The sequence below is a fragment of the Luteimonas saliphila genome (assembly GCF_016774335.1).
GTDB lineage: Bacteria > Pseudomonadota > Gammaproteobacteria > Xanthomonadales > Xanthomonadaceae > Luteimonas > Luteimonas saliphila.
Window position 1 is genome coordinate 39,468 of sequence record NZ_JAETWA010000048.1, and the last position, 26,574, is coordinate 66,041.

16 protein-coding genes, 2 pseudogenes and 1 riboswitch are annotated in these 26,574 nt (G+C 70.6%); of the genes and pseudogenes, 10 read left to right on the top strand and 8 right to left on the bottom strand.

All coding sequences use genetic code 11. The features are described 5' to 3' along the window. The 4 genes and pseudogenes from imuA to JMO03_RS20220 form a co-directional block, all read left to right on the top strand. Positions 1-624, top strand: a pseudogene (imuA, locus tag JMO03_RS21290) (translesion DNA synthesis-associated protein ImuA); the annotation flags it as partial. Between the two features lie 500 nt (positions 625-1,124). Next, positions 1,125-2,543 (top strand): Y-family DNA polymerase, encoded by a 1,419-nt coding sequence (locus JMO03_RS20210; RefSeq protein WP_202845570.1) that lies wholly within the window; start codon positions 1,125-1,127, stop codon positions 2,541-2,543. 157 nt (positions 2,544-2,700) lie between these two features. Next, a complete protein-coding gene (locus JMO03_RS20215; protein ID WP_202845571.1) occupies positions 2,701-5,979 on the top strand; it encodes an error-prone DNA polymerase in 3,279 nt (1,092 codons plus the stop codon). Between the two features lie 28 nt (positions 5,980-6,007). Next, complete coding sequence (locus tag JMO03_RS20220) at positions 6,008-6,646, top strand: alpha-ketoglutarate-dependent dioxygenase AlkB (RefSeq protein WP_202845572.1); 639 nt, start codon at positions 6,008-6,010, stop codon at positions 6,644-6,646. A gap of 743 nt (positions 6,647-7,389) precedes the next feature. On the opposite strand, the gene JMO03_RS20225 is transcribed toward JMO03_RS20220, so the two are convergent. Then, complete coding sequence (locus JMO03_RS20225; protein WP_202845573.1) at positions 7,390-8,025, bottom strand: glutathione S-transferase family protein; 636 nt, start codon at positions 8,023-8,025, stop codon at positions 7,390-7,392. Positions 8,026-8,150: 125 nt separating this feature from the next. On the opposite strand from JMO03_RS20225, the gene JMO03_RS20230 reads away from it, so the two are divergent. After that, a complete protein-coding gene (locus tag JMO03_RS20230; RefSeq protein WP_202845574.1) occupies positions 8,151-9,158 on the top strand; it encodes a helix-turn-helix transcriptional regulator in 1,008 nt (335 codons plus the stop codon). A 12-nt stretch (positions 9,159-9,170) separates the two neighbouring features. Here the strand turns inward: JMO03_RS20230 and JMO03_RS20235 are convergent, their stop codons facing one another. Next, on the bottom strand, positions 9,171-9,713 hold the full coding sequence (locus JMO03_RS20235) for an NADPH-dependent FMN reductase (protein WP_202845575.1): 543 nt from the start codon (positions 9,711-9,713) through the stop codon (positions 9,171-9,173). A 422-nt stretch (positions 9,714-10,135) separates the two neighbouring features. Here JMO03_RS20235 and JMO03_RS20240 point away from each other — a divergent pair, with 422 nt between their 5' ends. The 3 genes from JMO03_RS20240 to JMO03_RS20250 all read left to right on the top strand — a co-directional run bounded on the left by JMO03_RS20240 (position 10,136) and on the right by JMO03_RS20250 (position 14,790). Further along, entirely contained in the window at positions 10,136-10,501 is a 366-nt protein-coding gene (locus JMO03_RS20240; protein WP_202845576.1) for a cupin domain-containing protein, read from the top strand. A 16-nt stretch (positions 10,502-10,517) separates the two neighbouring features. Beyond that, the gene (locus tag JMO03_RS20245; RefSeq protein WP_202845577.1) at positions 10,518-11,723 is read left to right on the top strand and encodes an FAD-dependent oxidoreductase; all 1,206 of its coding nucleotides are present in this window, start codon (positions 10,518-10,520) and stop codon (positions 11,721-11,723) included. Positions 11,724-11,832: 109 nt separating this feature from the next. Then, positions 11,833-14,790: a bifunctional diguanylate cyclase/phosphodiesterase gene (locus JMO03_RS20250; protein WP_202845578.1), complete on the top strand. Its 2,958-nt coding sequence runs from the start codon at positions 11,833-11,835 to the stop codon at positions 14,788-14,790. Between the two features lie 39 nt (positions 14,791-14,829). Here JMO03_RS20250 and gcvP read toward each other — a convergent pair whose 3' ends face one another. Beyond that, complete coding sequence (gene gcvP / locus JMO03_RS20255; protein ID WP_425491873.1) at positions 14,830-17,784, bottom strand: aminomethyl-transferring glycine dehydrogenase; 2,955 nt, start codon at positions 17,782-17,784, stop codon at positions 14,830-14,832. An 86-nt stretch (positions 17,785-17,870) separates the two neighbouring features. Beyond that, positions 17,871-17,987: riboswitch (glycine riboswitch) on the bottom strand. Positions 17,988-18,210: 223 nt separating this feature from the next. On the opposite strand from gcvP, the gene JMO03_RS20260 reads away from it, so the two are divergent. Beyond that, on the top strand, positions 18,211-18,921 hold the full coding sequence (locus tag JMO03_RS20260; RefSeq protein ID WP_202845580.1) for a hypothetical protein: 711 nt from the start codon (positions 18,211-18,213) through the stop codon (positions 18,919-18,921). Next, on the top strand, positions 18,918-20,165 hold the full coding sequence (locus JMO03_RS20265; RefSeq protein WP_202845581.1) for a multidrug effflux MFS transporter: 1,248 nt from the start codon (positions 18,918-18,920) through the stop codon (positions 20,163-20,165). Before JMO03_RS20260 ends, JMO03_RS20265 begins: the two co-directional genes overlap by 4 nt. Positions 20,166-20,371: 206 nt before the next feature. Here the strand turns inward: JMO03_RS20265 and JMO03_RS20270 are convergent, their stop codons facing one another. From JMO03_RS20270 to minE, 5 genes and pseudogenes are all read right to left on the bottom strand, one after another. Then, entirely contained in the window at positions 20,372-21,910 is a 1,539-nt protein-coding gene (locus JMO03_RS20270; protein WP_202845582.1) for a M20/M25/M40 family metallo-hydrolase, read from the bottom strand. A gap of 82 nt (positions 21,911-21,992) precedes the next feature. After that, positions 21,993-23,429 carry a trypsin-like serine peptidase gene (locus JMO03_RS20275; protein WP_202845583.1) on the bottom strand — a complete coding sequence of 479 codons (1,437 nt, stop codon included), beginning with the start codon at positions 23,427-23,429 and terminating at the stop codon, positions 21,993-21,995. Positions 23,430-23,532: 103 nt separating this feature from the next. Beyond that, positions 23,533-25,554 (bottom strand): M2 family metallopeptidase, encoded by a 2,022-nt coding sequence (locus JMO03_RS20280; protein ID WP_337926458.1) that lies wholly within the window; start codon positions 25,552-25,554, stop codon positions 23,533-23,535. A gap of 101 nt (positions 25,555-25,655) precedes the next feature. Then, a pseudogene (locus JMO03_RS20285) lies at positions 25,656-26,135 on the bottom strand (hypothetical protein); the annotation flags it as partial. Positions 26,136-26,309: 174 nt separating this feature from the next. Beyond that, complete coding sequence (gene minE, locus JMO03_RS20290) at positions 26,310-26,573, bottom strand: cell division topological specificity factor MinE (RefSeq protein WP_202845585.1); 264 nt, start codon at positions 26,571-26,573, stop codon at positions 26,310-26,312. Position 26,574 lies beyond the last annotated feature (1 nt).

The following is a 26,574-nucleotide window of genomic DNA, read 5'->3' on the forward strand; positions in this document are numbered from 1 at the left end:
ATGGCCGCGCAGGTGTCCCTCGAACAGATGCTGGCCGCGCGCACGCTGTGGCATGCCGGGCGCCAGGCCGAGGCCGCGCCCGACGGCGAGCCGACCGGTTTCGCGGCGCTCGATGCCTTGCTGCCGCAGCACGGCTGGCCACGGCGCGCGCTGACCGAACTGCTGCTGCCGGCCGATGGCGTCGGCGAGCTGGCGCTGCTGCTGCCGACGCTGGCGCGGCTGACCCGGGCCGGCGGCACGGTGGCGGTGGTCGCGCCGCCGTACCTGGCGTATGCGCCGGCATGGCAGGCGGCGGGTGTCGAGCTGTCGCAGCTGCAGTTGATCGACGCCGCGCCACGCGATGCGCTGTGGGCCTTCGAACAGTGCCTGCGCAGCGGCGCCTGCGATGCGGTGCTGGGCTGGCCGGCGGGCGCCGATGCGCAGGCACTGCGCCGGCTGCAGGTGGCGGCCGACAGCGGCCGATGCCTCGGCTTCGCGCTGCGCGACCGCAGGCACGCGGCCAATCCCTCGCCGGCGGCGTTACGGCTGGAGGCGGTGCGGGAAACAGGCGCATCCGTCGCTGCCGCTGGCCATGGCATCGTCTGGCAGGTGCGCAAGTGCCGCGGCGGACCGGTGCCGTCGCAGGCGTTCGTGATGGGATCGGAACCGGCGACCGTGACATTCGCTTCCCCCGCTGCCAGCGCGCAACGGGCTCCTTCCCATGCGCCAGCCGATGCCCCCTCTCCCGCTTGCGGGGGAGGGTTGGGGTGGGGTCCTCACCGCCTCGAGGCGAATCGAACGCAGTCGCTGCCGCCCACCCCCATCCCGGCCTTCCCCCGACTGCGGAGGGAGCAGCAGGCCGGTCCCCTCCAGGCGCTTGGGAAGGCGCAAGCCGGTCGCGTCCCGACCCATGCCCCGGCCGATTCCCTCTCTCCCGCTTGCGGCGAAGGGTGGGCGTTGGGGCCTTCCAGCCTCGACGCACATCGAACACCGCCGCCGCCGGTTCCCATCCCGGCCTGCAACAAGCGGGGGAAGGCGCAGGCCACGTCCATTCCGGCGCGCGGGAAGACGCATGCCGCTTCGCCCATGCAGCCCAGCCTCCATCTCGTCCAGGGCCCGGCGCCCGTCGCACGTGGCTGACCCCGATGCTCTGGGCCTGCGTACTGCTGCCGCAACTGGCGCTGGATGCCGTCCTCCGGCGCCTGCCTGATCCCGACGCGCCGCTGGCCCTGGTCGGCGGCTCCGCGCAACTGCGCACCTTGCATGCAGTGAACGCATCCGCCGCGCAGGCAGGATTGCGCGCGGGCATGCGCCTCACCGCCGCGCATGCGCTGCTGCGCGATTTCGCGATGGTCGAATACGACCCCCGGGCCGAGGCGCGCTGGCAGCGCTTCCTCGCCGCGTGGGCGTACCGGCACAGCTCCCTGGTCAGCGCGCAGTGGCCAGGCTGCATCGTGCTGGAGGTGCGCGGGAGTTTCCGCCTGCTCGGTCCCTGGCCGCGGATCGAGGCGCGGCTGCGCGAGGAACTGACCGCGCTGGGATTCGGCCATCGCATCGCGCTGGCGCCCACGCCGCGCGCCGCGCACGTCTTCGCCGGGCTGCGCGATGGTCTGGCGCTGATGCACGCCGGCGTGATGGCCGACGTGCTCGACCGTGTCCCGGTGCGGCGCGCACGCCTGCCCGACGAGGGCGGCGAACGCCTGCAGCGCATGGGCATCCGCGACCTGCGCACGCTGCGCGCCCTGCCACGCGATGCGCTGCGCCGCCGCTTCGGCCTGCCGCTGCTCGAACACCTCGATCGGCTGTACGGCCAGGCCGACGATCCGCTGGCGTTGCATGCGCCGCCGGACCATTTCGATGCGCGGGTGGAACTGGGCTACGAGGTCGAGAGCCACATGGCGCTGCTGTTCCCGCTGCGGCGGCTGGTGGGCGACCTGTGCACCTACCTGTCGGTGCGCGACGGCGGCGTGCAGCGCTTCGTGCTGCGGCTCGAGCACGAGGGCGGCCACACCGACGTGGACGTCGGCCTGCTGGCCGCCGAGCGCGAGCCGGCGATGCTGTTCGAACTCACCCGCAGCCGGCTCGAGCGCGCGCGCATCCCCAGGCCGGTGGTGGGCCTGCGCCTGATCGCGCGCGAACTGCCGCCCTTCGTGCCCGCCTCGCGCGACCTGTTCGATACGCGCAACCAGCAGCAGTTGCCGTGGCCGCAACTGCGCGAACGCCTGCGCGCGCGCCTCGGCGACGAGGCGGTGTACCGGGTGGCGCCGGCGGGCGATCCGCGGCCCGAACGTGCCTGGCGCCGGGTCGAAGGCGACGACGCGCGCATCGACGAAGCACCGCCGCGTCCGCCGCGTCCGGCGTGGCTGCTGCCCCGGCCGGTGCCGCTGCGCGACCCGCATCCGCGCATCGTCTCCGGCCCGGAACGGCTGGAAAGCGGCTGGTGGGATGGCGCGGACGCGCGCCGCGACTATTACGTGCTGGAAACCTCGCTGGGCCAGCGCGCCTGGGCGTTCGCGCCGCCGGGCGAGCAGGGCGGCTGGATGCTGCAGGGCTGGTTCGCATGAAGACGTTGCGTGCCTTGCGCGCCTGCGGCGCGCCCTCATCCGGCCTTTCGGGCCACCTTCCCCTGCATGCGGGAGAAGGGAACACCCAGGGCGATGCGCCTGGTTCCTTTCGCAAGCGTGGCGAGGGAAGGCGGGTCGTCGCAGGCGGGGCAGGACCATGAGCGCCGACGACGACGTCGACCGCGACACCCCCGGCGGCCGTCCGCCGCGCGCCTGGGAAACCGCGCAGCGCCTGCGCCTGTCCGCAGCCGCCAACGACGATGCGCCGCCGGACGACAGCCTGCCGGCCTACGCCGAACTGCACTGTCTTTCCGACTTCTCGTTCCTGCGCGGCGCGGCCAGTGCGGAGGAACTGTTCGAGCGCGCACGCGCCTGCGGCTACGAGGCGCTGGCGATCACCGACGAATGCTCGCTGGCCGGCATCGTGCGCGCGTTCGAGGCCTCGCGGGCGACCGGCCTGAAGCTGGTGGTCGGCAGCGAGTTCACGCTCGCCTGCGGCACGAAGCTGGTGCTGCTGGTGGAGAAGCAGTGCGGCTACACGCGCCTGTGCGAACTGATCACGCGCGGGCGCCGCGGCGATGCGAAGAAGGGCAGCTACCGGCTCTCGCGCAGCGATATGGCCGATGTGCTGGGCGGCATCGACCCGGAAGCGTCGGGCCTGTTCGCGCTGTGGATCCCGTGGAGCGACCCCGATGCGACGCAGGCGCGCTGGCTGCGCGGCCTGTTCGGCGCGCGCGCCCATGTCGCGGTCGAGCTGCATCGCGAGCACGACGACGCCGCGCGCCTGCAGGCCCTGCTCGCGCTGTCGGACAGCTTGGGGATGACCCCGGTCGCCGCGGGCGACGTGCACATGGACGTGCGCCGCCGCCGCGCGCTGCAGGACACGATGACCGCGATCCGCCACAACCTGCCGCTGGCCGAATGCGGCGAGCACCTGTTCCGCAACGGCGAACGCCACCTGCGCACGCGCCGCGCGCTGGGCAACATCCACGGCGTCGTGCCGGGCGGGCATGCGCTGCTCGACAACGCCGCGCAGCTGGCGCGGCGCTGCAGCTTCCGCATGGACGAGGTGACGTACCGCTATCCGGCCGAACTGGTGCCGGAAGGCCACACGCCGACCACCTGGCTGCGCGCGCTCACCGAGGCCGGCATGCGCGAGCGCTGGCCCGACGGGGTGCCTGCGCGCATCGTCCGGCAGATCGACGGCGAACTCGAACTGATCGCCGAGCTGGGCTACGAGGCGTTCTTCCTCACGGTCGAGGACATCGCGCGCTTCGCCAGGTCGCGCGACATCCTGTGCCAGGGGCGCGGCTCGTCGGCGAACTCGGCGGTGTGTTTCGCCCTGGGCATCACCGTGGTCGATCCCGCCGAGAGCCGGCTGCTGATGGCGCGCTTCCTGTCGAGGGAGCGCAACGAGCCGCCGGACATCGACGTCGATTTCGAGCACGAACGGCGCGAGGAGGTGCTGCAGTACGTCTACGCCAAGTACGGGCGCGAACGCGCGGCACTGGCCGCGACCGTGATCCGCTATCGCGGCAAGAGCGCGGTGCGCGACGTGGCCCGCGCCTTCGGCCTGCCGCCCGACCAGATCGCGCTGCTGTCGGAGTGCCATGGCTGGGGCAACGGCGGCGCGCCGATGGAACAGCGCCTGCGCGAATCCGGATTCGATCCCGGCAACGTGCTGCTGCGGCGCGTGCTGGCACTGACCGGACAGTTGCGCGGCCACCCGCGGCATCTGTCGCAGCACGTCGGCGGCTTCGTGATCGGCGACGCGCCGCTGTCGACCGTGGTGCCGGTGGAGAACGCGGCGATGCCCGACCGCACCATCATCCAGTGGGACAAGGACGACCTGGAGACCATGAAGCTGCTCAAGGTCGACTGCTTGGCGCTGGGCATGCTGACCTGCATCCGCAAGGCGGTGGCGCTGGTGGAGAAGCACCGCGGCTACGCGATCGAGCTGGCGCGGCTGCCCGTGGGGGACAAGCCCACCTACGAGATGATCCAGGCCGCCGACACCATCGGCGTGTTTCAGATCGAATCGCGCGCGCAGATGAGCATGCTGCCGCGGCTCAAACCCGAGTGCTTCTACGACCTGGTGGTGGAAGTGGCGATCGTGCGCCCCGGGCCGATCCAGGGCGGCATGGTGCATCCCTACCTGCGGCGACGGCAGGGCAAGGACCCGGTGACGTATCCGTCCGAGGGCATCCAGGACATCCTCGGCAAGACGCTCGGGATCCCGCTGTTCCAGGAACAGGTGATGGAGCTGGTGATCCATGCCGGCTATTCGCCGGAGCAGGCGGACGGACTGCGCCGTTCGATGGCGGCATGGCGGCGCGGCGGCGACATGGAGCCGCATCGCGTGCGCATCCGCGGGCTGATGGAAGGCAAGGGCTACGCCTCCGAATTCATCGACCAGATCTTCGAGCAGATCAAGGGCTTCGGCTCCTATGGCTTCCCGCAGAGCCATGCCGCCTCGTTCGCCAAGCTGGTCTACATCAGCTGCTGGCTCAAGCGCCACGAACCGGCGGCGTTCGCCTGCGCGCTGCTCAATGCGCAGCCGATGGGCTTCTATTCGCCGAGCCAGATCGTGCAGGACGCGCGGCGCGGGCATGCCTGCGGGCGTGGCGCGATCGAGGTGCGGCCGGTCGATGTGGCCCACAGCGACCGCGACTGCACGCTCGAAGGCGGCCACCTGCGCAGCGGCGACAGCGACAGCGATGGCGATGGCGGGCAGGCGGCATTGCGGCTGGGACTGCGACAGGTGGCGGGGCTGTCCGCGGCAGCGGCGGATGCGATCGTCGCCGCCCGCGCGCAGCGGCCCTTTGCCGACGTGCGCGACCTGTGCCAGCGCGCATGCCTCGACGAGAAGGCGCGGCATGCGCTGGCCGAGGCCGGCGCGCTGCAGTCGCTGGCCGGGCATCGCCATGCCGCGCGCTGGGCGGTGGCGGGCGTGGAGCGGCAGCGGCCGTTGCTGCCGGGTAGTCCGGACGAGGATGAAATCGCGCTGCCGGAACCGGGCCCGGGCGAGGACGTGCTGTCGGACTATCGCGCGACCGGCCTCACCCTCGGCGCGCATCCGCTGGCGTTGCTGCGCGGACATCTGCGCCGGCAGCGCGTGCTCGACTCGCTCCAGCTGCGCGCGCTGCCGCACGGGCGCGGCGCGTACGCGGCCGGCATCGTCACCCAGCGCCAGCGCCCGGGCACCGCCAAGGGCACGATCTTCGTCACCCTCGAGGACGAGCACGGCATGGTGAACGTGGTCGTCTGGGAGCACGTCGCGCTGCGCCGGCGCAAGGCACTGCTCGGCGCGCGGCTGCTGGCGGTGCGCGGCCGCTGGGAGCAGGTCGATGGCGTGCAGCACCTGATCGCCAGCGACCTGCAGGACATGAGCCACCTGCTCGGCGAGCTGCACACCAGCTCGCGCGATTTCCGTTGAGCGGGCATTGGCTCCTTCCTCGGCAAGCATGGAAGGGAACACCCGGGGCCATGCGCCGCGTACCGCCAGCGTGTCGCTAGACGACCTGTTCGCGCCGGCGATGCTGCAACTGGTGGAGGACGCGCAGGGCGGGGCGCGCTACTGGCCCGGCTTCGTGGAGGCGGCCACGGCACGGCACTGGTTCGAGACGCTGGCGGCACAGGCCGACTGGCGCAGCCTGCGCCGTCCGATGTACGACCGCGTGGTCGACGTGCCGCGCCTGCTGGCGAACTATCGGGTCGATGCGCTGCCCGACCATCTGCCGCTGGCCGACATGCTGGCGCGCGTGCGCCGCTGCGTGCCGGCCCCGTTCACCTCGATCGGCATGAACCTGTACCGGGACGGCAACGACAGCGTCGCGATGCACGGCGACAAGCTGCACTCGCTGCGCGATGGACATCCGATCGCCCTGGTCTCGCTCGGCGCGCCAAGGCGGATGCTGATCCGCGCGTGCGCGGACCATCGCGACCGCATCGCCATCGACCTGATGCCCGGCAGCCTGCTCGCGATGAGCCACGCGATGCAGACCACCCACGAGCACGGCATTCCCAAGGTGCGCCATGCGGCGCCGCGGATCAGCGTGGTGTTCCGAGCGCGGCCGGGTGGGGATGGCTCGCTGCAGGAGTGACTTCGGGTCGGGAGCCGATGGGGCGTGCATGGACGGGCATTGCCGTTGCCGTTGCCGTTGCTGTTGCGTTGGCTTTCCGAGCCGTAAAGCGAGCCGAGCATCGCAGGGCGGCGGGGCCGGAGAGCGGCCCATGTCTGAGCGCAGCGAGTTTGGGCCGCGTGCCCCGCCGACCGAGAAGCGCAGGCTCGCGTCCGGCGAAAGCGGTTTGACCCGCGCCTTCCGGCGCTCGCCCTTCGGGCCGGCTTCGCCGTTCTCCGCTGCTTCGCAGCTGCGTGGTGACTTTTGCCAAGACAAAAGTCACCCGCGCGACAGCGCGGAAGCTGTTGCAGTTGCTTTTCTTGCGAAACGAGCAAGTACTTCGAAGACAAGAGCAAGAGCTTTCGCCCGCTGCGCGGCCGAGTTCCTTTTGACGGGCCAAAAGGAACCAAAAGCCCTTTCGCCGGACGCGAGCCGTCGCGGCTGCGCCGCGCCGGTGCCCTGCGCTCCTCGCCGGTGGCGGCACGGCGCCCAAACTCGCTGCGCTCAGACATGGGCGCCTCTTCGGCCGCCACCGGCTGCGGTGCTCGGCTCGCTTTACGGCTCGGAAAGCCAATGCAACAGCAACAGCAACAGCAACGGCATGAGCAACGGCATGCGGGTGGCTTGCGCGCGCACCCTGCCGGCGGCCCGCCAGCTGCAGCGACAATCCCCGCAGCAGCGATGTACGCAGAGTCCGCGCGAGCGCATCGACGCCCTGAGCCCGGTCATGCCGGCTGCGATTCGCCCATCCAGGTGCTGCGGTACGCCGGCCGCGACTGGAAGTCCTGCAGCCACCGCTGCACGTTGGCATGTCCCTCCACCGGCACGCCGCAGTAGGTGCTGTAGGTCACCACGCTCGCCACCGTCAGGTCCACGAGCGAGAACGCATCGCCGAGCAGGTAGGGCGCCCTGGCCAGCTGTGCGTCGAGCCGGCCGAGTGCGGCATCGATCCGTGCCAGGGCGTCCGCGGCCAGCGGGGGATGGTGCAGTCCGGCATCCACCTGGGGGCTCTGCGCGTAGTTCAGCACGTTGAGCAGCGCGCCGTAGCTCACGTAGGCCCATCCGGTCCAGGACAGTGCGAGCAGCCGTTCGGGCGTGCCCATCGCAGGCCACAACCCGCGTTCGACGCCGTGGCGGTCGCCCAGCCATTGCAGGATCTCCAGCGTCTCGAACAGCGGCGTTCCGTCCACCACCAGCGTCGGCACCACGCCGTGCGGATTGATCGCGAGATAGGCCGGCGATTTCTGCTCGCCCGAGGCCAGATCGAACATCACGGTATCGCACTCGATCCCGAGTTCGGCGATGGCGTGGACCACGGGCGTGGCGCTGGACATGGGGGCGGCGAACAGTTTCAGGGACATGGCGTACGGCTCCTGGAGCGGAAGGGAAAGGGGTGCGGGACACCGTGATGGCGGCTCCGTCGCAGGAACAGGCTAGCTGCCATTGCGGACAGCTTCTGTCCTCGATCCATGGCATCCTTGCGGCCATGATCGGCACCTCCTCGCGCCTGCTGCGCCTGCTGGCCCTGCTGCAGTCCCGCCGCTTCTGGACCGGACGCGAGCTCGCGGCGCGGCTCGACGTCACCGAGCGCACCGTGCGTCGCGATGTCGACCGGCTGCGCAGCCTCGCGTATCCGGTGGCATCGAGTACCGGACTGGCCGGCGGCTACCAGCTCGCGGCGGGAAGCAACCTGCCGCCGCTGCTGCTCGACGACGACGAGGCCCTGGCGGTCTCGCTGGGCCTGCGGCTTGCGACCATCGGCACGGTCGCGGGCATGGAGGATTCGGCGTTGCGCGCCCTGTCCAAGCTCGAGCAGGTGATGCCATTGCGGCTGCGCACGCGCGTGCGCAACCTGCACGCGGCGGTGCAGCCGCTCGGCGCCGCCGGCCCGAGCGTTCCGCACGAAAGGCTGGTGGCGCTCGCGGGCGGGTGCCGCGAACTGCAGCGGCTGCGGTTCGAGTACGCCGACAACGTAGGCCGTGCCAGCAGGCGCGAGGTCGAGCCGCACGCGCTGGTCGCCACCGGCGCGCGCTGGTACCTGCTGGCCTGGGATGTCGGTCGCGGCGCCTGGCGTACGTTCCGCGTCGATCGCATCGCCGGCGATCTGCGCGCAGGCGAGCGCTTCCTGCCTCGGCGGGTGCCCGGCGGCGATGCCGCCGCGTACGTGTCGCGCGCGATCTCGGTGGAGCCGTATGCGGTGAAGGCCAGGATCGTGCTGCATGCGCCGCTGGCGCGGATGCGCGAGCGGATCCCGCCCTCGGTCGGACGGTTGCGGAAGATCGATGCGCAGACCTGCGAGCTGGAGGTCGGCGCGCAGCGGCACGACACGCTGGCGTACCACCTGGCGACGCTCGACGTGGACTTCAGCGTGCTCGAGCCGCTCGAACTGGGGCGGTACCTCCGCCAGCTCGCGTCGCGGCTGTCGCGCGCCGGAACGGCAACGCCGAATCCGGTGTCGGCCGGACGGGGGAGCCGGCGCCGGGCGTCGCGATGATGCCGGCCCGCGTCACGCGTTGCGCTTCACCCAGTCCAGGAAGGCATCCATCCACTGCTGCAGGAACTCGCGGCTGCCTTCGGCGATGCCGCCGGCATCGTCGAGCACGTCGTCGGCCTTGAGGAAGGCCTCCGGCTGGCCGAGCGTGGGCATGTCCAGGTAGGCCAGGATCGTGCGCAGATGCTGCTGCGCGCAGGCGGTGCCGATCGCGCCGACCGACACGCCGATCACGCCGGCGGGCTTGTCGGGGAATGCGCTCTCGCCATAGGGCCGGGAGGCATGGTCGAGCGCGTTCTTGAGCACGCCCGGAATCGAACGGTTGTATTCCGGGGTGACGAACAGCAGTCCGTCGGCATCGCGGATCTCCTGCTTGAGCCGCTGCACCGGCGCCGGCGGCGAGTCGTCGTCGTCCTGGTTGTACAGCGGCAGGTCGTCGATGCGCAGGCGCCGGAACTCGATGTCGCCGGGCGCCAGTGCGGCCAGCGCATCGGCGAGCTTCGCGTTGAACGAATCCTTGCGAAGGCTGCCGACGATGACGGCGATGGTCAGGCTCATGGGGGGCTCCGTGATCGTTGGAATCGGTGCGAGGCGCAGGAGGGATCCGTTGTCGCGGCGAACGCGTTTCAGCGGGTCATGCGTGCCCGGTCCCGCCGGCTCGGACGGGAGCACTGTCGCGCGGACGGCGTGAACGCCACGTGGGCTGCGCCGGTGGCCGGAGCGTCGCGAACACGCCGGGCGGGAGCGCACCTGGCGCTGCAGGGAACGGCAGTCTCCGGTGGGGCACCGCCGGGCCGGGCCGCCACGATGCGGTACCGCCGCACTGGACGGTCGACCAGCCGGGCATGCCCGGACTTCCATGCGATCGGCCCTTGGCCGCTCCCTCGCGACCCGGGAGCGAGGCTCGAGCTCCTGCCGTCTTTCGCGGTGCGTTGACGACCCCTCTGCCACGTTGCCGTGCACCAGGCAGGGGCGATGCGATGCAGTCCAAACACCTCAGGTTCGGCAGGGGCTTCCGCCCGGCGTTCTCGGCACGGGGCGTGCAGGCGGCGGAAATGGTCATTCCCCCCGGCGACTCCGAAGGCGGCCCGGATAACCTGCACCGCGGCGCCGACCAGTGGGTGTACGTGGTCTCGGGTACCGGCCTTGCGGTCGTGGAGGGCGCGCGGCGCCGGTTGCGCGCGGGCAGCCTGCTGGTCATCGAACGCGGCGAGCGGCACGAGATCCGCAATACCGGCCGTACCCTGCTCAAGACACTGAACCTGTACTCGCCGCCGGCCTATCGCGACGACGGCGAGCCGTTGCCCGCGGGCCGCCGCGCGCCAGGCAAGCGCAGTTCGGGCTAGACCCGGGCAACACGACGTGGACCTGAAGAGCGGCTACCCGTGGTGGGCCGTCAAGAACGGCCTGCTGCAGGCGTTTCCGCCGCTCGAACAGGATCTGCGCTGCGACGTGCTGGTGGTGGGCGGAGGCATCACCGGCGCGTTGACCGCCGACGCGTTCGCGCGGCATGGCCACGAGGTCGCAGTGGTCGAACGGCGCGACATCGCGTGGGGCAGCAGCGCCGCGAGCACGGGCCTGCTCCAGTACGAGATCGACGCCCACATGGTCGACCTGGCCAGGGAGTACGGCGAGGACGCCGCGGTGCTGGCCTACCGTGCCTGCGCCGAAGCGATCCCGGCACTGCAGACGCTCGCGCGCGAGCTGCGCGATGTCGGTTTCGGAACGGCCCGCAGCCTGTATTTCGCCAGCCGACGCCGCGACGGGCCCGGCCTGCAAGCGGAATACGCACTGCGCGCGAAACACGGTTTCGAGGTGACGTGGCTGCCGTCGCAGGAGCTCGAGGCGCGCTACGGCATCCAGGCGCCCGCGGCGATCCTCAGCCGGCTCGGCGGCCACCTCGATCCCTACCGGACGGCCTATCGCCTGCTCGGCCGGCTGCGCCGGCGCGGCAGCGGCGTGTACGACCGCACCGCGATCGTGCATGTGCAGACCACTTCGCGCGGCATCGTCGCGACCACGTCCGGCGGTGTCCGCATCCGGGCGGCCCACCTGGTGTTCGCCGCCGGTTACGCGAACCAGAAATGGCTCAAGCAGGACGTTGCGCGCAACCGCAGCAGCTATGCATTCGTCACCGATCCCGTCGACCGTGGACTGCTCGGCGAACTGCGCAGGACGATGGTGTGGGAATCCGCGAGGCCTTATCTGTACATGCGCCCCACCGGCGACGGTCGCCTGCTGGTCGGGGGCGAGGACGATGCCGTGGACATTCCGGCCAGGCGCGATGCCCGCGTCGGGAAGAAGGCGCGCGTGCTGTACAAGCGGGTGTCGAAGATGTTCCCGCACCTGCCCTTGCGGCCCGCGTTCTCCTGGGCCGGGACGTTCGCCGAAACGAAGGATGGCTTGCCGTACTTCGGCGCGCATCCGCAGCATGGTCCGCGGGTGCTGTTCGCGATGGCCTATGGCGGCAACGGCATTACCTATTCGATGGCAGGCGCGCGATTGCTGCGCGCATTGGTGGAGCGCCGGCGGCATCCGCTTGCCCGGCTGTTCGCGTTCGACAGGTAGTGATCGCGTTCGCCCATGGCACGGGTCGGGCTGGACAGGCACCGGTCCTGCTTGCGCAGCCGCAGCGCGAGGGGCATGGTGTCCGGACGATGTGACAGGGATGACGGCAATGGCTGCAGAACGGCAGGCGCGTTCGCCCGGTTCGGCGTCCACGGTACGTGCCGTGGGAATCGCGGTGGGGGTGCTGCTGATGGTGGGGCTGGCGGTGCTGCTCCAGCACGATCGCCAGGCGCGGATCGACGCCGCGCACCGCCAGAGCCTGGCGCTGGCCACCGGCGTCGACCGCCTGCTGCACTATGGCCTGCGCAACCTTTCGCGGGCGATGGAAGGGATCGCCGCCGACGTCGCCACCTGGGCCGCGGCGCCCGCCGGGGACGACGTCCCGATCAGGGAGGCCATCGCAGGCGTGGTGGACCGGCATCCGGAACTGCATTCGATCGTGCTGGTCGATGCGCAGGGTCGTGCGCTGTCGGAAGGTGCAGGCGATCCCGAGCTGCCCGGATGGGTCGCGCGGGGAGACGGGAATGCCCGACTGGTGGTGGGGCCGCTGCAGGCCGACGGCGGCGGCGGATGGTGGCTGCTGCTGGCGTCTCCATTCGACCGGGACCGATGGCTGCTCACGCGGATGCGGACCACGGAACTCGAACGCATGATCCGCGACCTCGACATCGGCCGCGACGGCAATGTCGCCGTGCTGCGCGAAGACGGCCTGGTGCTGGCGCGCTTGCCCGACGAGGGTGAAGGCACTTTCGTGGGGCGACGGGTCGACGTGCCTGACGCCGTCCGCGAGGGGGCCGGATCGATGTCGCTGGAAAGGGCGAGCGTGCTGGACGGTATCGAGCGCGCACAGGCATTCAGCGCCACCAGCGGCTACGCGTTGGTCGTGGCCGCGGGTCTCGGCCTGGGCGAAGCGCTGAGCCCGTGGTATCGGCTCGCCGTCATCGCTTTCGGCATCGCGCTGCTGTACTGGGGAGGGCTGGCCTTCCTGGTCCGGCGGCTGTCCAACGCCGCACGCGCGCAGGAATCGCTGGTGCGGGAGCTGGAGGCGCAGGCCGACTGGCTGGACCAGGCTCAACAGGCCGCGCGTACCGGCGTCTGGCAGTTCGAGTCGGAGGACCAGCGCGTCCGGGTGTCGGCGCACACCGCGGCGATGTTCGGTTTCGAGCCCGCTCCCATGGTGCAGCCGGCCGCCACGTTCTTCGGCCGTATCCATCCGGACGACCGGGCCCGGGTGGAAAGTCTGTTCGCGCAGGCGCTGCAGACCGGCGCCTCCTACGTGGCCGAGTATCGTGTTGTGCTCGACGACGGCCAGGAGCGCTGGATCAGCGCCCGCGGCGGCATGTCCGGGGAAGGCGACGGCGTGCGTCGCATTACCGGCACGGTGGTGGACATCACCGACCGGCACGAGGCGCAGGCGCGCATCGAGCGTGCGGAAACGCAGTTCCGCGCCCTGTTCGAGCGCAACCCGCTGCCGTTCTGGGTGTTCGACGCCGAGACCCTGCGCTTCCTCGCCGTCAACCAGGCGGCCGTTGCCTCGTACGGCTACAGCGCCGACGAGTTCCTGTCGATGACCATCCTCGACATCCGGCCGCCGGAGGAGGCCGACGCGGTGCTGGAATCGATGCGCCGGCGTTCTTCGGACCAGGACGTGGATGGCGTGTGGACCCACATGCGGCGCGATGGCAGCCGCCTGGAGGCACGCGTCTTCAGCAGCGGCATCGAGTTCGGTGGCAGGCCGGCGCGACTGGTGCTGGCCGAAGACGTGAGCGACCGCGTCGCCTACGAACGCGACCTGGCCTGGCGCGCGACGCACGACGCCACGACCGGCCTGAGCAACCTCGCGGCGCTGACGCAGCAGCTCGATGCGATGGCGGCAGACGGCAAGGCGACGCGCTATGCCATCGCCTACGTGCGCTTGCGCGAGCTGGAGCTGGTGGCGCCCACGCTCGGGCAGCGCGTCAGCGAGGCCCTGCTGCGCGAAATCGCCGCGCGCATCGCCATGGTCGGCGCCGAGTACGGCATGGCCGGCTACTGGCCCGGCCAGTCGTTCGTGGTGGTCGCGCTGGATGCCGGTCGCGGTGGCGCGATGCTCGCGGCGCTGGAACGCGCCATCGCCACGCCGGTCGAAATGGAAGGCGGCGCGCCTCCGATCGAGGCATCGATCGGCATCGCCGAAGGTCCGGATCCGGGCGAGACCGCCGAGCAGGTGGCCGGGCACGCGGCGCTGGCGGCGCTGCAGGCATGGCAGGACCAGGTGCCGACGCTGTCGTTCGACCGTGCGATGGCGTCGCAGGCGGCCGAACGCATGGTGCTGGCGCGACGCCTGCGCGAGGCGCTGGACAAGCGCGAGTTCGAACTGCATTTCCAGCCGATCCACCGGCTCGTCGACGACAGGCTGGTGGCGGTGGAGGCGCTGCTGCGGTGGCGGCAGGAGGGCGGCTACGTTCCGCCCGACGTGTTCGTGCCGCTGGCCGAGGCCTCGGGACTGATCCTGCCGATCGGGCGATGGGTGCTGGAAGAGGCTGCGCGCAGCCACGGACGGCTTGCCGCGCACGGCCTGGCGCAGGTCGCGATCGCGGTCAACGTATCGGCCGTCCAACTGCTGGCCGACGGCCTGTCGGAGGCGATCCTGGACCTGCAGCGCAAGTTCGATCTGCCTGCGGGCGCGCTGCATGTGGAGCTGACCGAAAGCGTGGTGTTGCGCCGGCCGCAGGCCGCGCGCGTGCGCATGCTGCAGTTGCGCGCCGCGGGCGTGCGCATCTCGATCGACGATTTCGGCACCGGCTTTTCCAGCATGGCCTACCTGCGGGACCTGCCGCTGGACTGCCTCAAGATCGACCGCAGCTTCGTGCAGCAGGTGCATGCCGACGAGCGCAACGCCTCGATCTGCCGCGCCCTGATCGCGCTGGCGCGGGGCCTGGGGCTGGGCACGATCGCCGAGGGCGTGGAGAGCGCCGACGAGCTGGAATGGCTGCGCCGCAACGGCTGCGAGCAGGCACAGGGCTACCACCTCGGCCGCCCGGTGCCGCTGGACCGGCTGCTCGAGTCGATCGGCACTCCCCGATAGCGCCGGCAGCGGCGCGGCCGCCGGCGGCGACCTCGACGGTCAGGCGTCGGCCTGCTCCTTCCAGGCGTCCACCGGGATGCAGGCGCAGAACACGTTCTTGTCGCCGTGCACGTTGTCAACGCGCGCCACCGGCGGCCAGTACTTCTGCTGGCGCAGGGTGGCCAGCGGGAACACCGCCAGCTCGCGCGGGTAGGCGTGGGTCCATTCGCTGGCGGCGGCCATGGTCGCGGTGTGCGGCGCGTGCTTGAGCGGGTTGTCGTCGCGGTCGAGGCGGCCGTCCTCGATGGCGCGGATCTCGTCGCGGATCTGGATCATCGCATCGATGAAGCGGTCGAGTTCGTGCAGCGATTCCGATTCGGTCGGCTCGACCATCAGCGTGCCGGCCACCGGGAAGCTCAGCGTCGGCGCATGGAAGCCGAAATCGATCAGGCGCTTGGCCACGTCCTCGGCGGTGACGCCGGTGGCCTTCTCCAGCGGGCGCAGGTCGAGGATGCATTCGTGCGCGACCAGGCCGTTGCGGCCTGTGTACAGCGTGCGGTAGTGCGGCGCGAGGCGCGTGGCGATGTAGTTGGCATTGAGCAGGGCGACCTGGGTGGCCTTGCGCAGGCCGGTCCCGCCCATCATCGCGATGTACATCCAGCTGATCGGCAGGATGCTGGCACTGCCGTGGGTGGCGGCCGAGACCATGCCGACGCCGCCGTCCTTGCTTTCGGAGTCGGATCCGCCGCGATGGACGCCGGCACCGGGATACCCACGCGGCAGGAACGGCGCCAGGTGCGCCTTCACCGCGCACGGGCCGACGCCGGGGCCTCCGCCGCCGTGCGGGATGCAGAAGGTCTTGTGCAGGTTGAGGTGCGAGACGTCCGAACCCCACTTGCCGGGCCGCGCGAGCCCGACCAGCGCATTGAGGTTGGCGCCGTCGGTGTACACCTGGCCGCCGTGCGCGTGGATGATCTCGCAGATCCCGACCACGTCCTCCTCGAACACGCCGTGGGTGGACGGGTAGGTCATCATGATCGCGGCGAGGTCGGCCGAGTGCTTTTCGGCCTGGGCGCGGATGTCGTCGATGTCGACGTTGCCGCTGGCGTCGCAGCGGGTGACGACCACCTTCATGCCCACCAGCTGCGCCGAGGCGGGATTGGTGCCGTGCGCGGACTCGGGGATCAGGCAGACGTCGCGATGGCCTTCGCCGCGCGAGGCGTGGTACGCGCGGATCGCCAGCAGGCCGGCGTACTCGCCCTGGGCGCCGGAATTGGGCTGGAAGCTGACCGCGTCGTAGCCGGTGATCTCCACCAGCATCGCCTCCAGCGAATCGATCAGCTCCTGGTAGCCGCGGGTCTGCGTGGCCGGCGCCAGCGGATGGATGTCCGCGAACGTGGGCCAGGTCACCGGGATCATCTCGGCGGTGGCGTTGAGCTTCATGGTGCACGAGCCCAGCGGGATCATCGTGCGGTCCATCGCCAGGTCCCTGTCGGCCAGGGCGCGCATGTAGCGCAGCAGTTCGTGCTCGCTGTGGTGGGTGTTGAACACGGGGTGGGTGAGGAAGGCGGATGTGCGCGCCAGGGCGGCGGGAATTTCGTCGCCGCTGGCGGCGTCGAGCGCGGCGATCTCGGCCTGGCCCAGGTCGGCGCCGAAGATCTGCGCGAGCGCCGCGAGGTCGGCGCGGGTCACGGTCTCGTCGAGGCTGATGCCGACGCTGCCCGCGTCGATCTTGCGCAGGTTGATGCGCTGGTGGCTGGCGTAGGTGTGGACGGTCGCGGCATCGACCCCCGTGACGTGCAGGGTGTCGAAGAAGTCGCCGGCCACCGCCACCCCGGCCTGGCGCAGCGCGGCGGCGAGGATCGCGGCGTAGCGGTGCACGCGGCGGGCGATGCGGGCCAGGCCCTCGGGGCCGTGGTAGACCGCGTACATCGAGGCCATCACCGCCAGCAGCACCTGCGCGGTGCAGATGTTGGACGTGGCCTTCTCGCGGCGGATGTGCTGCTCGCGCGTCTGCAGGGTCAGGCGGTAGGCGGGCTTGCCCTCGGCATCCACCGACACGCCGATCAGGCGGCCGGGCATCGAGCGCTTGAACGCGTCGCGGCAGGCCATGAACGCGGCGTGCGGGCCGCCGAAGCCGAACGGCACGCCGAAGCGCTGGGTGTTGCCGACCACGATGTCGGCGCCCCATTCGCCCGGCGACTTTAGCAGGGTGAGGGCGAGCAGGTCGGTGGCCACCGCCACCACCGCGCCGCGCGCGTGCACCGCGTCGGCGACGGCGGCGAGGTCGGCGACGTGGCCGAAGGTGTTCGGATACTGCAGCAGCACGCCGAAGCCCTCGACTTCGCCCGCGTCCGCGGCCGGGCCGACGTGCAGCGCGATGCCGAGGCCGTCGGCGCGGGTGCGCACCACTTCCAGCGTCTGCGGATGCACGTCGTCGGCGACGAAGAACACGTTGGACTTCGACTTCGACGAGCGCCTGGCCAGCGTCATCGCCTCCGCGGCCGCGGTGGCCTCGTCCAGCAGCGAGGCGTTGGCGATGTCCATGCCGGTGAGGTCGGCGCACATCTGCTGGAAGTTGACCAGCGCCTCCATCCGGCCCTGCGAGATCTCCGCCTGGTACGGCGTGTACGCCGTGTACCACGCCGGGTTCTCGAGGATGTTGCGCAGGATGACGTTCGGCGTGTGGGTGCCGTAGTAGCCCTGGCCGATGAAGCTGCGGAACACGTCGTTGCGGTCGGCGATCGCGCGGATCCGCGCCAGCGCTTCGACCTCGGTCAACGAGCCGGGCAGCGCCGGCCCCGCACGCGTACCGGACTCCGGTCCGCCGGTCGGCTTGATGCTCTGCGGGACGATCGCGGCGGTCATCGTCTCGAGCGAGTCGTGGCCGATCACGCCCAGCATGTGCGCGACCTCGTCGTCGTTGGGGCCGATGTGGCGTTCGACGAACGCATCGTGGCGCTCGAGTTCGAACAGGGAAAGGTCGCGCAGGGAGGGCGTGGACATGGCGGGCATCCGGCAGGGGGCGGGCGCCGGGACGGTACGGCCCGCGATCGTCTTCCCGTGCCGGACGACGAAAGGCGTGCACGCCGGTTCCGGCGAAGTGCCCCTCTGTCCTTTTGCCTGAGAGTTTGGAAGCGCGCCGACGAAGGATCGCGCTTCGTGCCCCTTCGGCGCCGGTTCCGGCGATGCCGGTCGGTCTCTCCAGAGTGTTTGCCGCGTCCGGTGGTATCGGGCCTGAGCGATTACGGGCGTTTGCGCCTTCGGCAGCGGGGGCCGGGACCCACGCTTCTCCCACCGGACTGCGGTGCGATTATAGCCCCGGGCGGCGGGAAAACCGCGGCCGTCACGTGCCGCGCGTCGCCGGCGTCGGATGTCTTGCTACCCTGAACGGCAGACGCCACGAGGACCCGCGTGAACACGACACCGCCGCCACCCGCGATGCCCATCCCCCCGGACATGGAGCTGGATGCCGACCGGTCCGTCGTCCGCAGGCTCTGGGATGTGTTCCGGCGCGAGCCGATGCTGCTGGTGACCTGCAGCTACCTGTTCGTCTCGATCGTGGGGCTGTGGGACCTGTACTGGTTCTACCGACGCTTCGACATCCCGATCCTGGAATTCCTGCAGAGCAGCGACTACTTCGTCGCCGGGCTGCGCCGTCCGGCCTACGCCGGACTGCTGGCCTGGACGCTGCTGGTGGCGGCGCTCTCGATCTGGCCGCAACGCTGGCGCATGCGCCATCCCGAGCGCGCCGCGCGCCTGGATCGCCGCTGGTGGTTTCGCGCGTTCTTCCCGAGACGGGGCGACTGGTGGGCGTACTTCGGTCTGCATCCGGAGACGACGGCGACGCTGACCGCGCTGGCGGTCATGGCGATGATGCTCTTCCACCAGAGCGATTCGCGCGCCGATGCGATCCGCGCCGGCGGCGGCAATGCGGTCCAGGTGGTGGACACCCGGGGCACCGTCGGCGGCGACTGGCGCATGCTCGGGACCAGCAGCGCCTACGTCTTCCTGTGGGATGCGGTGGAACAGCGTGCGCTGGTCCTGCCGATCGAATCGATCGCCGGCATCCGGCCGCTCGCCTCCACCGACGCCGCGGCCAAGCCCGAGGCCGCGCAGCCGGCGTCGCCTGCAGGCGACGGAGCACGATGAAGGCTCCCGGCGTTCCGCTGCGTGGACTGGCGCTGCTGCTCGCCGGCCTGGCGATGTTCGGGCCGTTCTCGATCGACACCATCTTCCCGGCGTTCCCGGCGATGGGCGCCGACCTGGGCGCCGACAAGCTGGCGATGCAGCAGACGATCAGCGTGTACCTGGTCGCCTACGCGCTGATGAGCCTGGTGCACGGGCCGCTGTCGGACATCCTCGGCCGCAGGCGGGTGATCCTGGCCGGGCTGGTGGTGTTCACCCTGGCCTCGGTGGGCTGCGCGCTGGCCGACGAGCTCGCGACGCTGCTGGCGTTCCGGGCGCTGCAGGGGCTATCTGCGGGCGTCGGCCTGATCGTGGGCCGCGCGGTGATCCGCGACCTGCTGCACGGCGACGACGCCCAGCGGCTGATGAGCCAGGTGACGATGATCTTCGGCGCGGCGCCGGCGATCGCGCCGATCATCGGCGGCTGGCTGCTCGGCTGGGGCCGCTGGCCGCTGATCTTCTGGTTCCTGGTGGGCTTCTCGGTGCTGCTGCTGCTCGCCACCTGGCGCTGGCTGCCCGAAACCCTGGCGCCGGCGTCGCGCCTGTCGCCGGCCCCGAGGAAGCTGCTGCGCGACTACGCGTACATCGCGCTCAATCCACGCTTCCAGCGGCTCGCCGCCGCGGGCGCGTTCAACTTCGCCGCGCTGTTCCTGTACATCGCCTCGGCGCCGGCGTTCGTGCTCGACCTGCTGAGGCTGGACGAACGCCAGTTCGGCTGGTTCTTCATCCCGATGATCAGCGGGATGATGCTCGGTGCGTTCGTGTCGGGCCGTGCGGCGGGACGGATCAGCGGAACGCGCCTGGTGAACATCGGTTTCGCCTGCAGCGGCGTGGCGATGCTGGCCAACATCGGTTACAGCGCGCTGGTCGATACCCCGACGTTGCCGTGGGCGGTACTGCCGATGACGCTCAACGCCTTCGGCATCGCGCTGGTGTTCCCGATCCTCACCCTCGCCATCCTCGACATGTACCCGCGCCAGCGCGGCTCGGCCTCGTCGCTGCAGGCGTTCACCGGGCTGGTGCTCAATGCGCTGCTGGCAGGCGTGCTGTCGCCGCTGGTCAGCCACGATGCCCTGGCGCTTGCGCTGCTGGCGGCCGCATTCGTGCTGATGGGCTGGGTGTTCTGGCGCTGGGAGACGCGGCGCGGCCGGACGCCACCGGCCTGTCCCCAGGCGCCCTCGGAACTGGAGCCGACCGGGCAGTTGTAGCGGCGATGCCGACGGCCTCGACGTCGTGCCGTTCGAACGCGTCCTGCCATCCTTGCCGCAGCTCCTGCCATCCCTGCGGCAGTTCCTGTCATCCCTGCGGCAGTTCCTGTCATCCCGAGCGCAGCGAGGGATCTACGCTTGCGTGCCATGGCTCGGCCATGCGCGGATCCCCCGCCGCGCCAGGGAAGACATCCGGTTAGAAGCGGCTAGCGTTCTTCCGGTGTTCCCTCGCGCGGATGCAGGCGCAGCAGCGGCGCGAGCTTCGCCCGGGGCATCGGTGGGTTGGTGCGCGGTGCCGGTGGCCCAGGGCGGACGGCGGCATCGGAGGGCGGGGGCGCGTCCACGCCCATCGCGGTGGCCGGTGCCAGCGGCTGCGCGCCATTGCGCCGCCTTGGCGACGGCACATGCGTCTTGCCGAGCTCGCCGACGAAGGCCAGCCCCAGTTTCGCGAAGTGCACGCTCACCGCAGCGCGTTCGCCCATGTAGGCCAGGGTGTCGGTGGTGGTGTGCAGGCGGGTGAAGAAGGTCGGTTCGGCCATCATCGCCGCCGGATAGCCGGCGGCGGTCCACGAGGCATGGTCGGAGCAGGCGTAGCCGCAGGTGTCGAAGCCGCGGGTCAGCCCGAGCGGGGCGAGGTAGCTGTCGAACAGGCGGGTGACGAAATCCTGCAGGGTCGGATTGGAGTTGTCGGTCATCAGACGCATCGCGTACTGGCTGCCGGCGGCGTAGTTGGTCATGTCCAGCTGCAGCACGCCGACCACCTGGACGCCCTGGCTGCGGAACGACTGCGCGATCGCGTTGGAACCGCGCAGCCCCACTTCCTCGGCCGCATAGCCCATGAACTTGAGGGTGCGTTTCGGCCGCCAGCCGTCGGCCAGCGCGATGCGGATGATCTCGGTGATGGTGGCGATGCCGGAGGCGTCGTCGTCGGCGCCCGGCGCGTTCATCGCGTTGCCGCTGCCGCTGTTGGAAATGGAGTCGAGATGCCCGCCGACCACGACCACCTCGTCCGGCAGTTCGCTGCCGCGCACGGTCAGGATCACCGAGGGTTGCCCGCCGCAACTCCCGCAGGCGGTGAACAGTTCGGCGGTGACGTCGCTGCGGCCGTTCGCCAGCGCCAGCCAGGTGTCGCGGATCCACAGCGCAGCGCTATGGCCGTGCGTGCTGGCGTAATAGCGATTCGGCCAGGCCGTCGACAGATGGTGGATGTGGCCGAGGATGTTGGCTTCCTGCACCTGCGGCAGCCACGATGCCACCGTGGCGGCATTGTCGATGGCGTAGTCGGCCAGCGCCTTGGGTTGCAGGGCCCTGGACGACTGTTCGCTGCGGAGGAACGACTCGGCTTCTGCGCGCGTGGCGAACGCGAAATACCCGCCGCAGTGGCGCTCGCGTTCGTGGATGCCGTGGCTGATCTCGGGCAACTGCCAGGCCTGCGCCTCCGCGAGCACCAGCTCGTTGCCGAGGCTGTCGCGCCGCGCCGCGGTCTTGCGCGCGTGGGTGGCGATGCCGCCTTCGAACAACGCGCGCGAGGTGACGAGATAAACCCTTGCGAAGGGATCCTCCTGCGCAGGCGTGGAAGGCGCGGCGGGGGCGGAGGGCGTACGGACGGGCCGAAGCGCCGGCGCGGCGACGCGGAGGGTTTCCGCGACATCGCCGGGCGCGGGAGCGCCCGCGGTCGCAGCGGTGGCGCACAAGGCGCATGCGCCCGCCAGAAGGAGGTTGAAGACCTGCGACATTCCTGCCATGGCGCCTCCGTGCCGCCGGTGCAGGCGCACACCGGCGCATCAGTGTTGATTCGTTGTCAGCGGTTCGCGGCCGGGCCCCACGTCACGGCGGTGCCAAGGGGTGCGAGCCGTTCCTGCGCCGCGGCGTCGTGACTTCCGGCGCGAGGTACTGGCGGATGTTCGGGAAGTCGACGTCGAAGCGCGAATACCAGTCGCGGTTGCCGGTATTGGACAGCGAGCCGCTGTTCGCGCAACTGGCATCGCCGCCATGCAGGCCGCCACGCAGGTAATAGCCGGTCGTATCGGAGGTAAACAGGCCCGATCCGCTGCTGCCGCCTTCGGTGGTGCCCTCCAGCCAACCGGCAGCGTGGCTGCTGGCGTCGCTGTCTGCCGGGATGTGCTGGCCGAGCGACACCTTCTTGAGGTCGCCGGCGGGGTGGTGGATCGCGGTCACCGGGGCCGACGCCGGCAATGCCCCGGCGTCCCAGCCGGCGAACATGGCGTTTGCGGGCGCCGCGTCGCGAAGGCGCAGCAGCGCGCCGTCGGTGGTTCCGCTCGAATACAGGTAGTCGGCGCCACCGCTGAGCAGGGTGTACTCGCCCACGGTACCGGCGCCACAGCCGGTCGACTCGAAGTTCCAGTAGGTATTCAGGGTCGAGGCGACGGCCTGCGTACTGATGCAGTGGTGCGCGGTGTGGAAGTAGGGCGTCTGCGTGGCCGTGTCCGTATCGTTGAGCAGCGTGCCCGTGCACAGGTAACTGCCGCCGTTCTTCACGAATACTATGCGCGCCACCGCAGCCTTGGCGCTGACGAAGCGCTGGCCGAGATCCGCCACCCGGCAAACGGTATCGATGTTGCAACTGCCCGAGTCGCCGATGTCCTTCAGGATCTTGAAGTCATCCAAGGGACCGGCCATGAGGTGGCTCAGCGCTGGCGCCCGCAGGCGGACCCGCCGGGGATCGACGCCGGCAGGCAGCCACAGTTCGACATGCTGCCTTTCGCCGTCGGTCATCGGCGTCCAGAACAGACCCTGCGCATCGATCGACGCGAGCGCGTGCGCCCCGGAAAGCGCAGCCACGATCGCGTCCGGCCTGGTGGAGCCGGCGAAGCGCAGTTCGGCGCGGGGGTCGAGGGTGCCCACGTCCAGGCCAACGCGGATGGCGTAGGCGAGCGGCGAGGTGAACTCAAGGCGGGCGACGGAACTGCCGTCGGAAAGCCGGCCCCATTCCAGCGGGGGCAGGTCGGGCGCGGAGGCCTCGCCGGACGCCTGGCGCGCGATGCCGATCTGGAGCGGTTTGCCGATGCGGCGGGCATTGTCCTCGCGCAGTCTGAGGATCCGTTCCGCGGACATCTCGCCGTAGCCGAGGCGCGCGACCACGAACGTCCGCATATCGGCGGCACGCCAGGTCTCGACGGCTTTCGTGGCCGGCGTGCGGCTCATTTCGCCACGCACGCGCGGCGCGTCGGCGGCTGCGCTCGCGCTCGCGACGGCAAGCAACGCGGCCATGCACGACAGCGTGGTCAAACGGACTGACTGCATCAGGATCCCCCTTCTCATCCGGGCCCATCATAGGCCAGCAGGTGGGACGCAGGTAGGCGTTGGCGGGGCCGGTATGCGGCCCCGCACGTGTGGCCCGGTTGGCTCAGGTGTCGCTGGCGGGCGCGTCGGTATCGGCCGCGGGTGGTGCCGGCGCGGGCGAGGCCGCAGGCGCCTGCCAGCCGCAGGTCTTGCCCTCGTTCTGCGTCTTCAGCCAGTCCTGCAGCGGCGCGAAGTACTCCAGCACCGCCGAGGCGTCCATCTGCTCGCCGCCGGTGAGTTCGGCCATCGTCCGCTGCCACGGCTGGCTGTTGCCCTTGGACAGCATCGCCCAGAACTTCTCGCCGGCCACCTTGTTGCCGGCGAAGCTGCATTGGTACAGCGGCCCCTGGTAGCCGGCGGCGTCGCACAGCGCCTTGTAGAACTGGAACTGCAGTACGTGCGAGAGGAAGTAGCGGGTGTACGGGGTGTTGCCCGGCACGTGGTATTTCGCGCCCGGATCGAAGAACTCCTCGCCGCGCGGCGTGACCGGCGCCACACCCTGGTACTTCGCCTTCAGCTCCCACCATGCCTTGTTGTAGTCGGCCGGGGCGATCGAGCCGTCGAACACGCCCCAGCGCCAGCGGTCGATCATCAGTCCGAACGGCAGGAACGACACCTTGGCCAGCGCCATACGCATCTGCGAGTTGATCAGCGCCTCGTTGCTGCGCTGCTGCTCGCCGACCAGGCCGATCGACTGCAGGTACGCCGGGGTCATCGACAGCACGATGGTGTCGCCGATCGCCTCGTGGAAGCCGTCGTGCGCGCCGCCCTGGAACATCGGCGGCAGCTTGTTGTAGGCGAGGTAGTAGTAGACGTGGCCGAGCTCGTGGTAGATGGTGGTGAAGTCTTCCTCGTTGGGCTTGATGCACATCTTGGTGCGCACGTCGCCATCCATGTCCATGTCCCAGGCGCTGGCGTGGCAGACCACGTCGCGGTCGCGCGGCTTGATGAACTGGGTCTTTTCCCAGTAGCTGTCCGGCAGCTTGGGCATGCCCAGCGAGGTGTAGAACTCCTCCGCCTGTCGCGTCATCCGCTTGGCGTCCTCGAGCTGCGCGGTGCGCGCCACCTCCACCCGGCGATCGGTGTCGATCAGCGCGTTCTCGCGCGCCATGCGCGCGTTGAGGTCGGCCTGGTAGCGGCGCTCGAGCGCGCCCGTCACATCCAGATTGCCCGCCTGGGCTTCGCTGTACGGCGCGAGGATGTCCCACAGGTTGCCCCAGTCCTGCTGCCACATGTTGCCCATCAGGTGCGCAGGCAACAGGCCGTCGACCGAGCCGCGGCCCGGGTACTGCGCCTCCAGCCGGGTGCGCGCATAGCAGTGCAGCTGTTCGTACAGCGGCTTGACCTGGCCCCACAGGCGGTCGGTCTCGGCGGCCAGCTCGACCGGCGACATGTCGTAGCCCGAACGCCACATCTCGCCCGCGTCGGCGTAACCGAGTTCCTTCGCGCCCTCGTTCACCAGCGACACGAAGCGCTGATAGTCCTCGCGCATCGGCTGGGCGATCGTGTGCCAACCCTGCCAGGCATCGAGCTGCGCGTTGTAGTCGCGGTCGTCGCGCAGCACCTCCTCCAGTTCGCCGAGCTGGCGGCAGCTCTTGGCGTCGCCGGCGGTCTTGCAGTAGGCGCCCGAGCCGTACATGCCCTCCATGCGCGTGGCGATGCGGGTCAGTTCGGCAAGCTTGACAGGGTCCTTCGGCGCCGGCATCGCGGTGCCGAGCTTGAGCAGGGTGATCGCGCGCGCGGTCTCGGGCGACATCTGCTGGCCCTCGAACCGCTTGGATTGCTCGATCCAGCCGTTGAGCGAGGTCAGGAACTTCTCGTTGGCCTTGGCGGCCAGCAATTGGCTGTCGGGAATGATGTAGGTGCTCGAGAGCCACTGCGCCGCGGTCAGCTCCGGGTACATCGCCTTCATCTCGGCATTGATCCGGGCGACGAAGGCGTCGGCGGTCTCGTCCTGCGGCGCCACGCCCGCCTGGCCGCCTGCGGGCGCGGCGGCGTCCGGCGCGGGCGAGGGCTCGCGCTGGCAGGCGGACAGGACGAGGCTTGCGCCGATGGCGAGGACGAGCAGGGCGTGGCGACGGATCACGGGCGGTTCCTGACGGTGCGCGTTGTGGTGCGCGCAGGCTAGATCGCGTGCGGGGGCTCCGCAAGTGCGATCCCGCCATCCGGGGCCTGGAGGCGCCGATGCGCGTCGGTGAGGCCGCGGGCGTGCAGCCACGCCCATGCGGCGTCGGCGTCGCGTTCGAAATAGGCGCGGGCGCTGCCGAGGCGGAAGGTATAGCCCCAGGCGTCCATGTCGGCGAGCACGCGATCGCGGCCGACGCCGGGCAGGGCATCGCCCAGCAACGCCTGCAGCAGGCAGACCGCGTCCTCTTCCTCGACCGAATCGGTGGCGTCGGTGTGCACGGCCCGGCGTTGCTCCACCGGCAGAACGATCAAGTGGCAGGCCTCGTGCAGTATCGAGTGCACGGGCGTGTCGCCCCGGGCGTGCACGTCGCAGCCGACGATGCCCGCTTCCGGCTCGCCCCAGTAGCTGCCAGGGATCGGCGCGCCGTCGTCGACGCGCAACAGCCGCAGGCCGTACGCGGCCAGCAGCGCCACGGCATCGCCGAAGGCGATGTCGCGCAGGCGCAGGACGGCCGGGGGCTGCGTGTCTTGCCGAATCATGCCGCAATGATGGGGGAGCGAATCCGATTGCAGGAGCGCCTTCAGGCGCGACCTCGCTGGACAGGACGGTCTTCCAGGGTGCGACCTGGCCGCGCCGACGGGCTGGCCTGCGCTGCCGCATCGGTCGCCCCCCCGGCCCTCCCACGCTTCCGCGGAGAAGGGGGAAGGGCAGGCTCAAGCGGTCGCTGTGCGGCCGTCCGGCAGGGACACCGAGATGTCGAGCACGTCGTGGTCGCCATCCTTGACCAGGTCGACCTTGACCGCATCGACGTCGACGCTGACGTACTTGCGGATCACTTCCAGCAGCTCGCGCTGCAGCAGCGGCAGGTAGTCGGGGGCGCCGCGGCTGGTGCGTTCCTGCGCGACGATGATGCGCAGGCGTTCCTTGGCGATCGAGGCGGTGTTCTTCTTGGCGGTCAGGAAATCGAACAGTCCCATG

Bases quoted from the DNA above. Each gene is read 5' to 3' on its own strand.
- JMO03_RS20220 (WP_202845572.1), top strand. From the start codon at position 6,008: ATGGAAGGGAACACCCGGGGCCATGCGCCGCGTACCGCCAGCGTGTCG.
- JMO03_RS20230 (WP_202845574.1), top strand. From the start codon at position 8,151: ATGATCGGCACCTCCTCGCGCCTGCTGCGCCTGCTGGCCCTGCTGCAG.
- JMO03_RS20240 (WP_202845576.1), top strand. From the start codon at position 10,136: ATGCAGTCCAAACACCTCAGGTTCGGCAGGGGCTTCCGCCCGGCGTTC.
- minE (WP_202845585.1), bottom strand. From the start codon at position 26,573: ATGGGACTGTTCGATTTCCTGACCGCCAAGAAGAACACCGCCTCGATC.
- JMO03_RS20270 (WP_202845582.1), bottom strand. From the start codon at position 21,910: ATGGCAGGAATGTCGCAGGTCTTCAACCTCCTTCTGGCGGGCGCATGC.
- JMO03_RS20235 (WP_202845575.1), bottom strand. From the start codon at position 9,713: ATGAGCCTGACCATCGCCGTCATCGTCGGCAGCCTTCGCAAGGATTCG.
- JMO03_RS20260 (WP_202845580.1), top strand. From the start codon at position 18,211: ATGCCCATCCCCCCGGACATGGAGCTGGATGCCGACCGGTCCGTCGTC.
- JMO03_RS20275 (WP_202845583.1), bottom strand. From the start codon at position 23,429: ATGCAGTCAGTCCGTTTGACCACGCTGTCGTGCATGGCCGCGTTGCTT.
- JMO03_RS20250 (WP_202845578.1), top strand. From the start codon at position 11,833: ATGGCTGCAGAACGGCAGGCGCGTTCGCCCGGTTCGGCGTCCACGGTA.
- gcvP (WP_425491873.1), bottom strand. From the start codon at position 17,784: ATGCCCGCCATGTCCACGCCCTCCCTGCGCGACCTTTCCCTGTTCGAA.
- JMO03_RS20215 (WP_202845571.1), top strand. From the start codon at position 2,701: ATGAGCGCCGACGACGACGTCGACCGCGACACCCCCGGCGGCCGTCCG.
- JMO03_RS20210 (WP_202845570.1), top strand. From the start codon at position 1,125: ATGCTCTGGGCCTGCGTACTGCTGCCGCAACTGGCGCTGGATGCCGTC.
- JMO03_RS20225 (WP_202845573.1), bottom strand. From the start codon at position 8,025: ATGTCCCTGAAACTGTTCGCCGCCCCCATGTCCAGCGCCACGCCCGTG.
- JMO03_RS20265 (WP_202845581.1), top strand. From the start codon at position 18,918: ATGAAGGCTCCCGGCGTTCCGCTGCGTGGACTGGCGCTGCTGCTCGCC.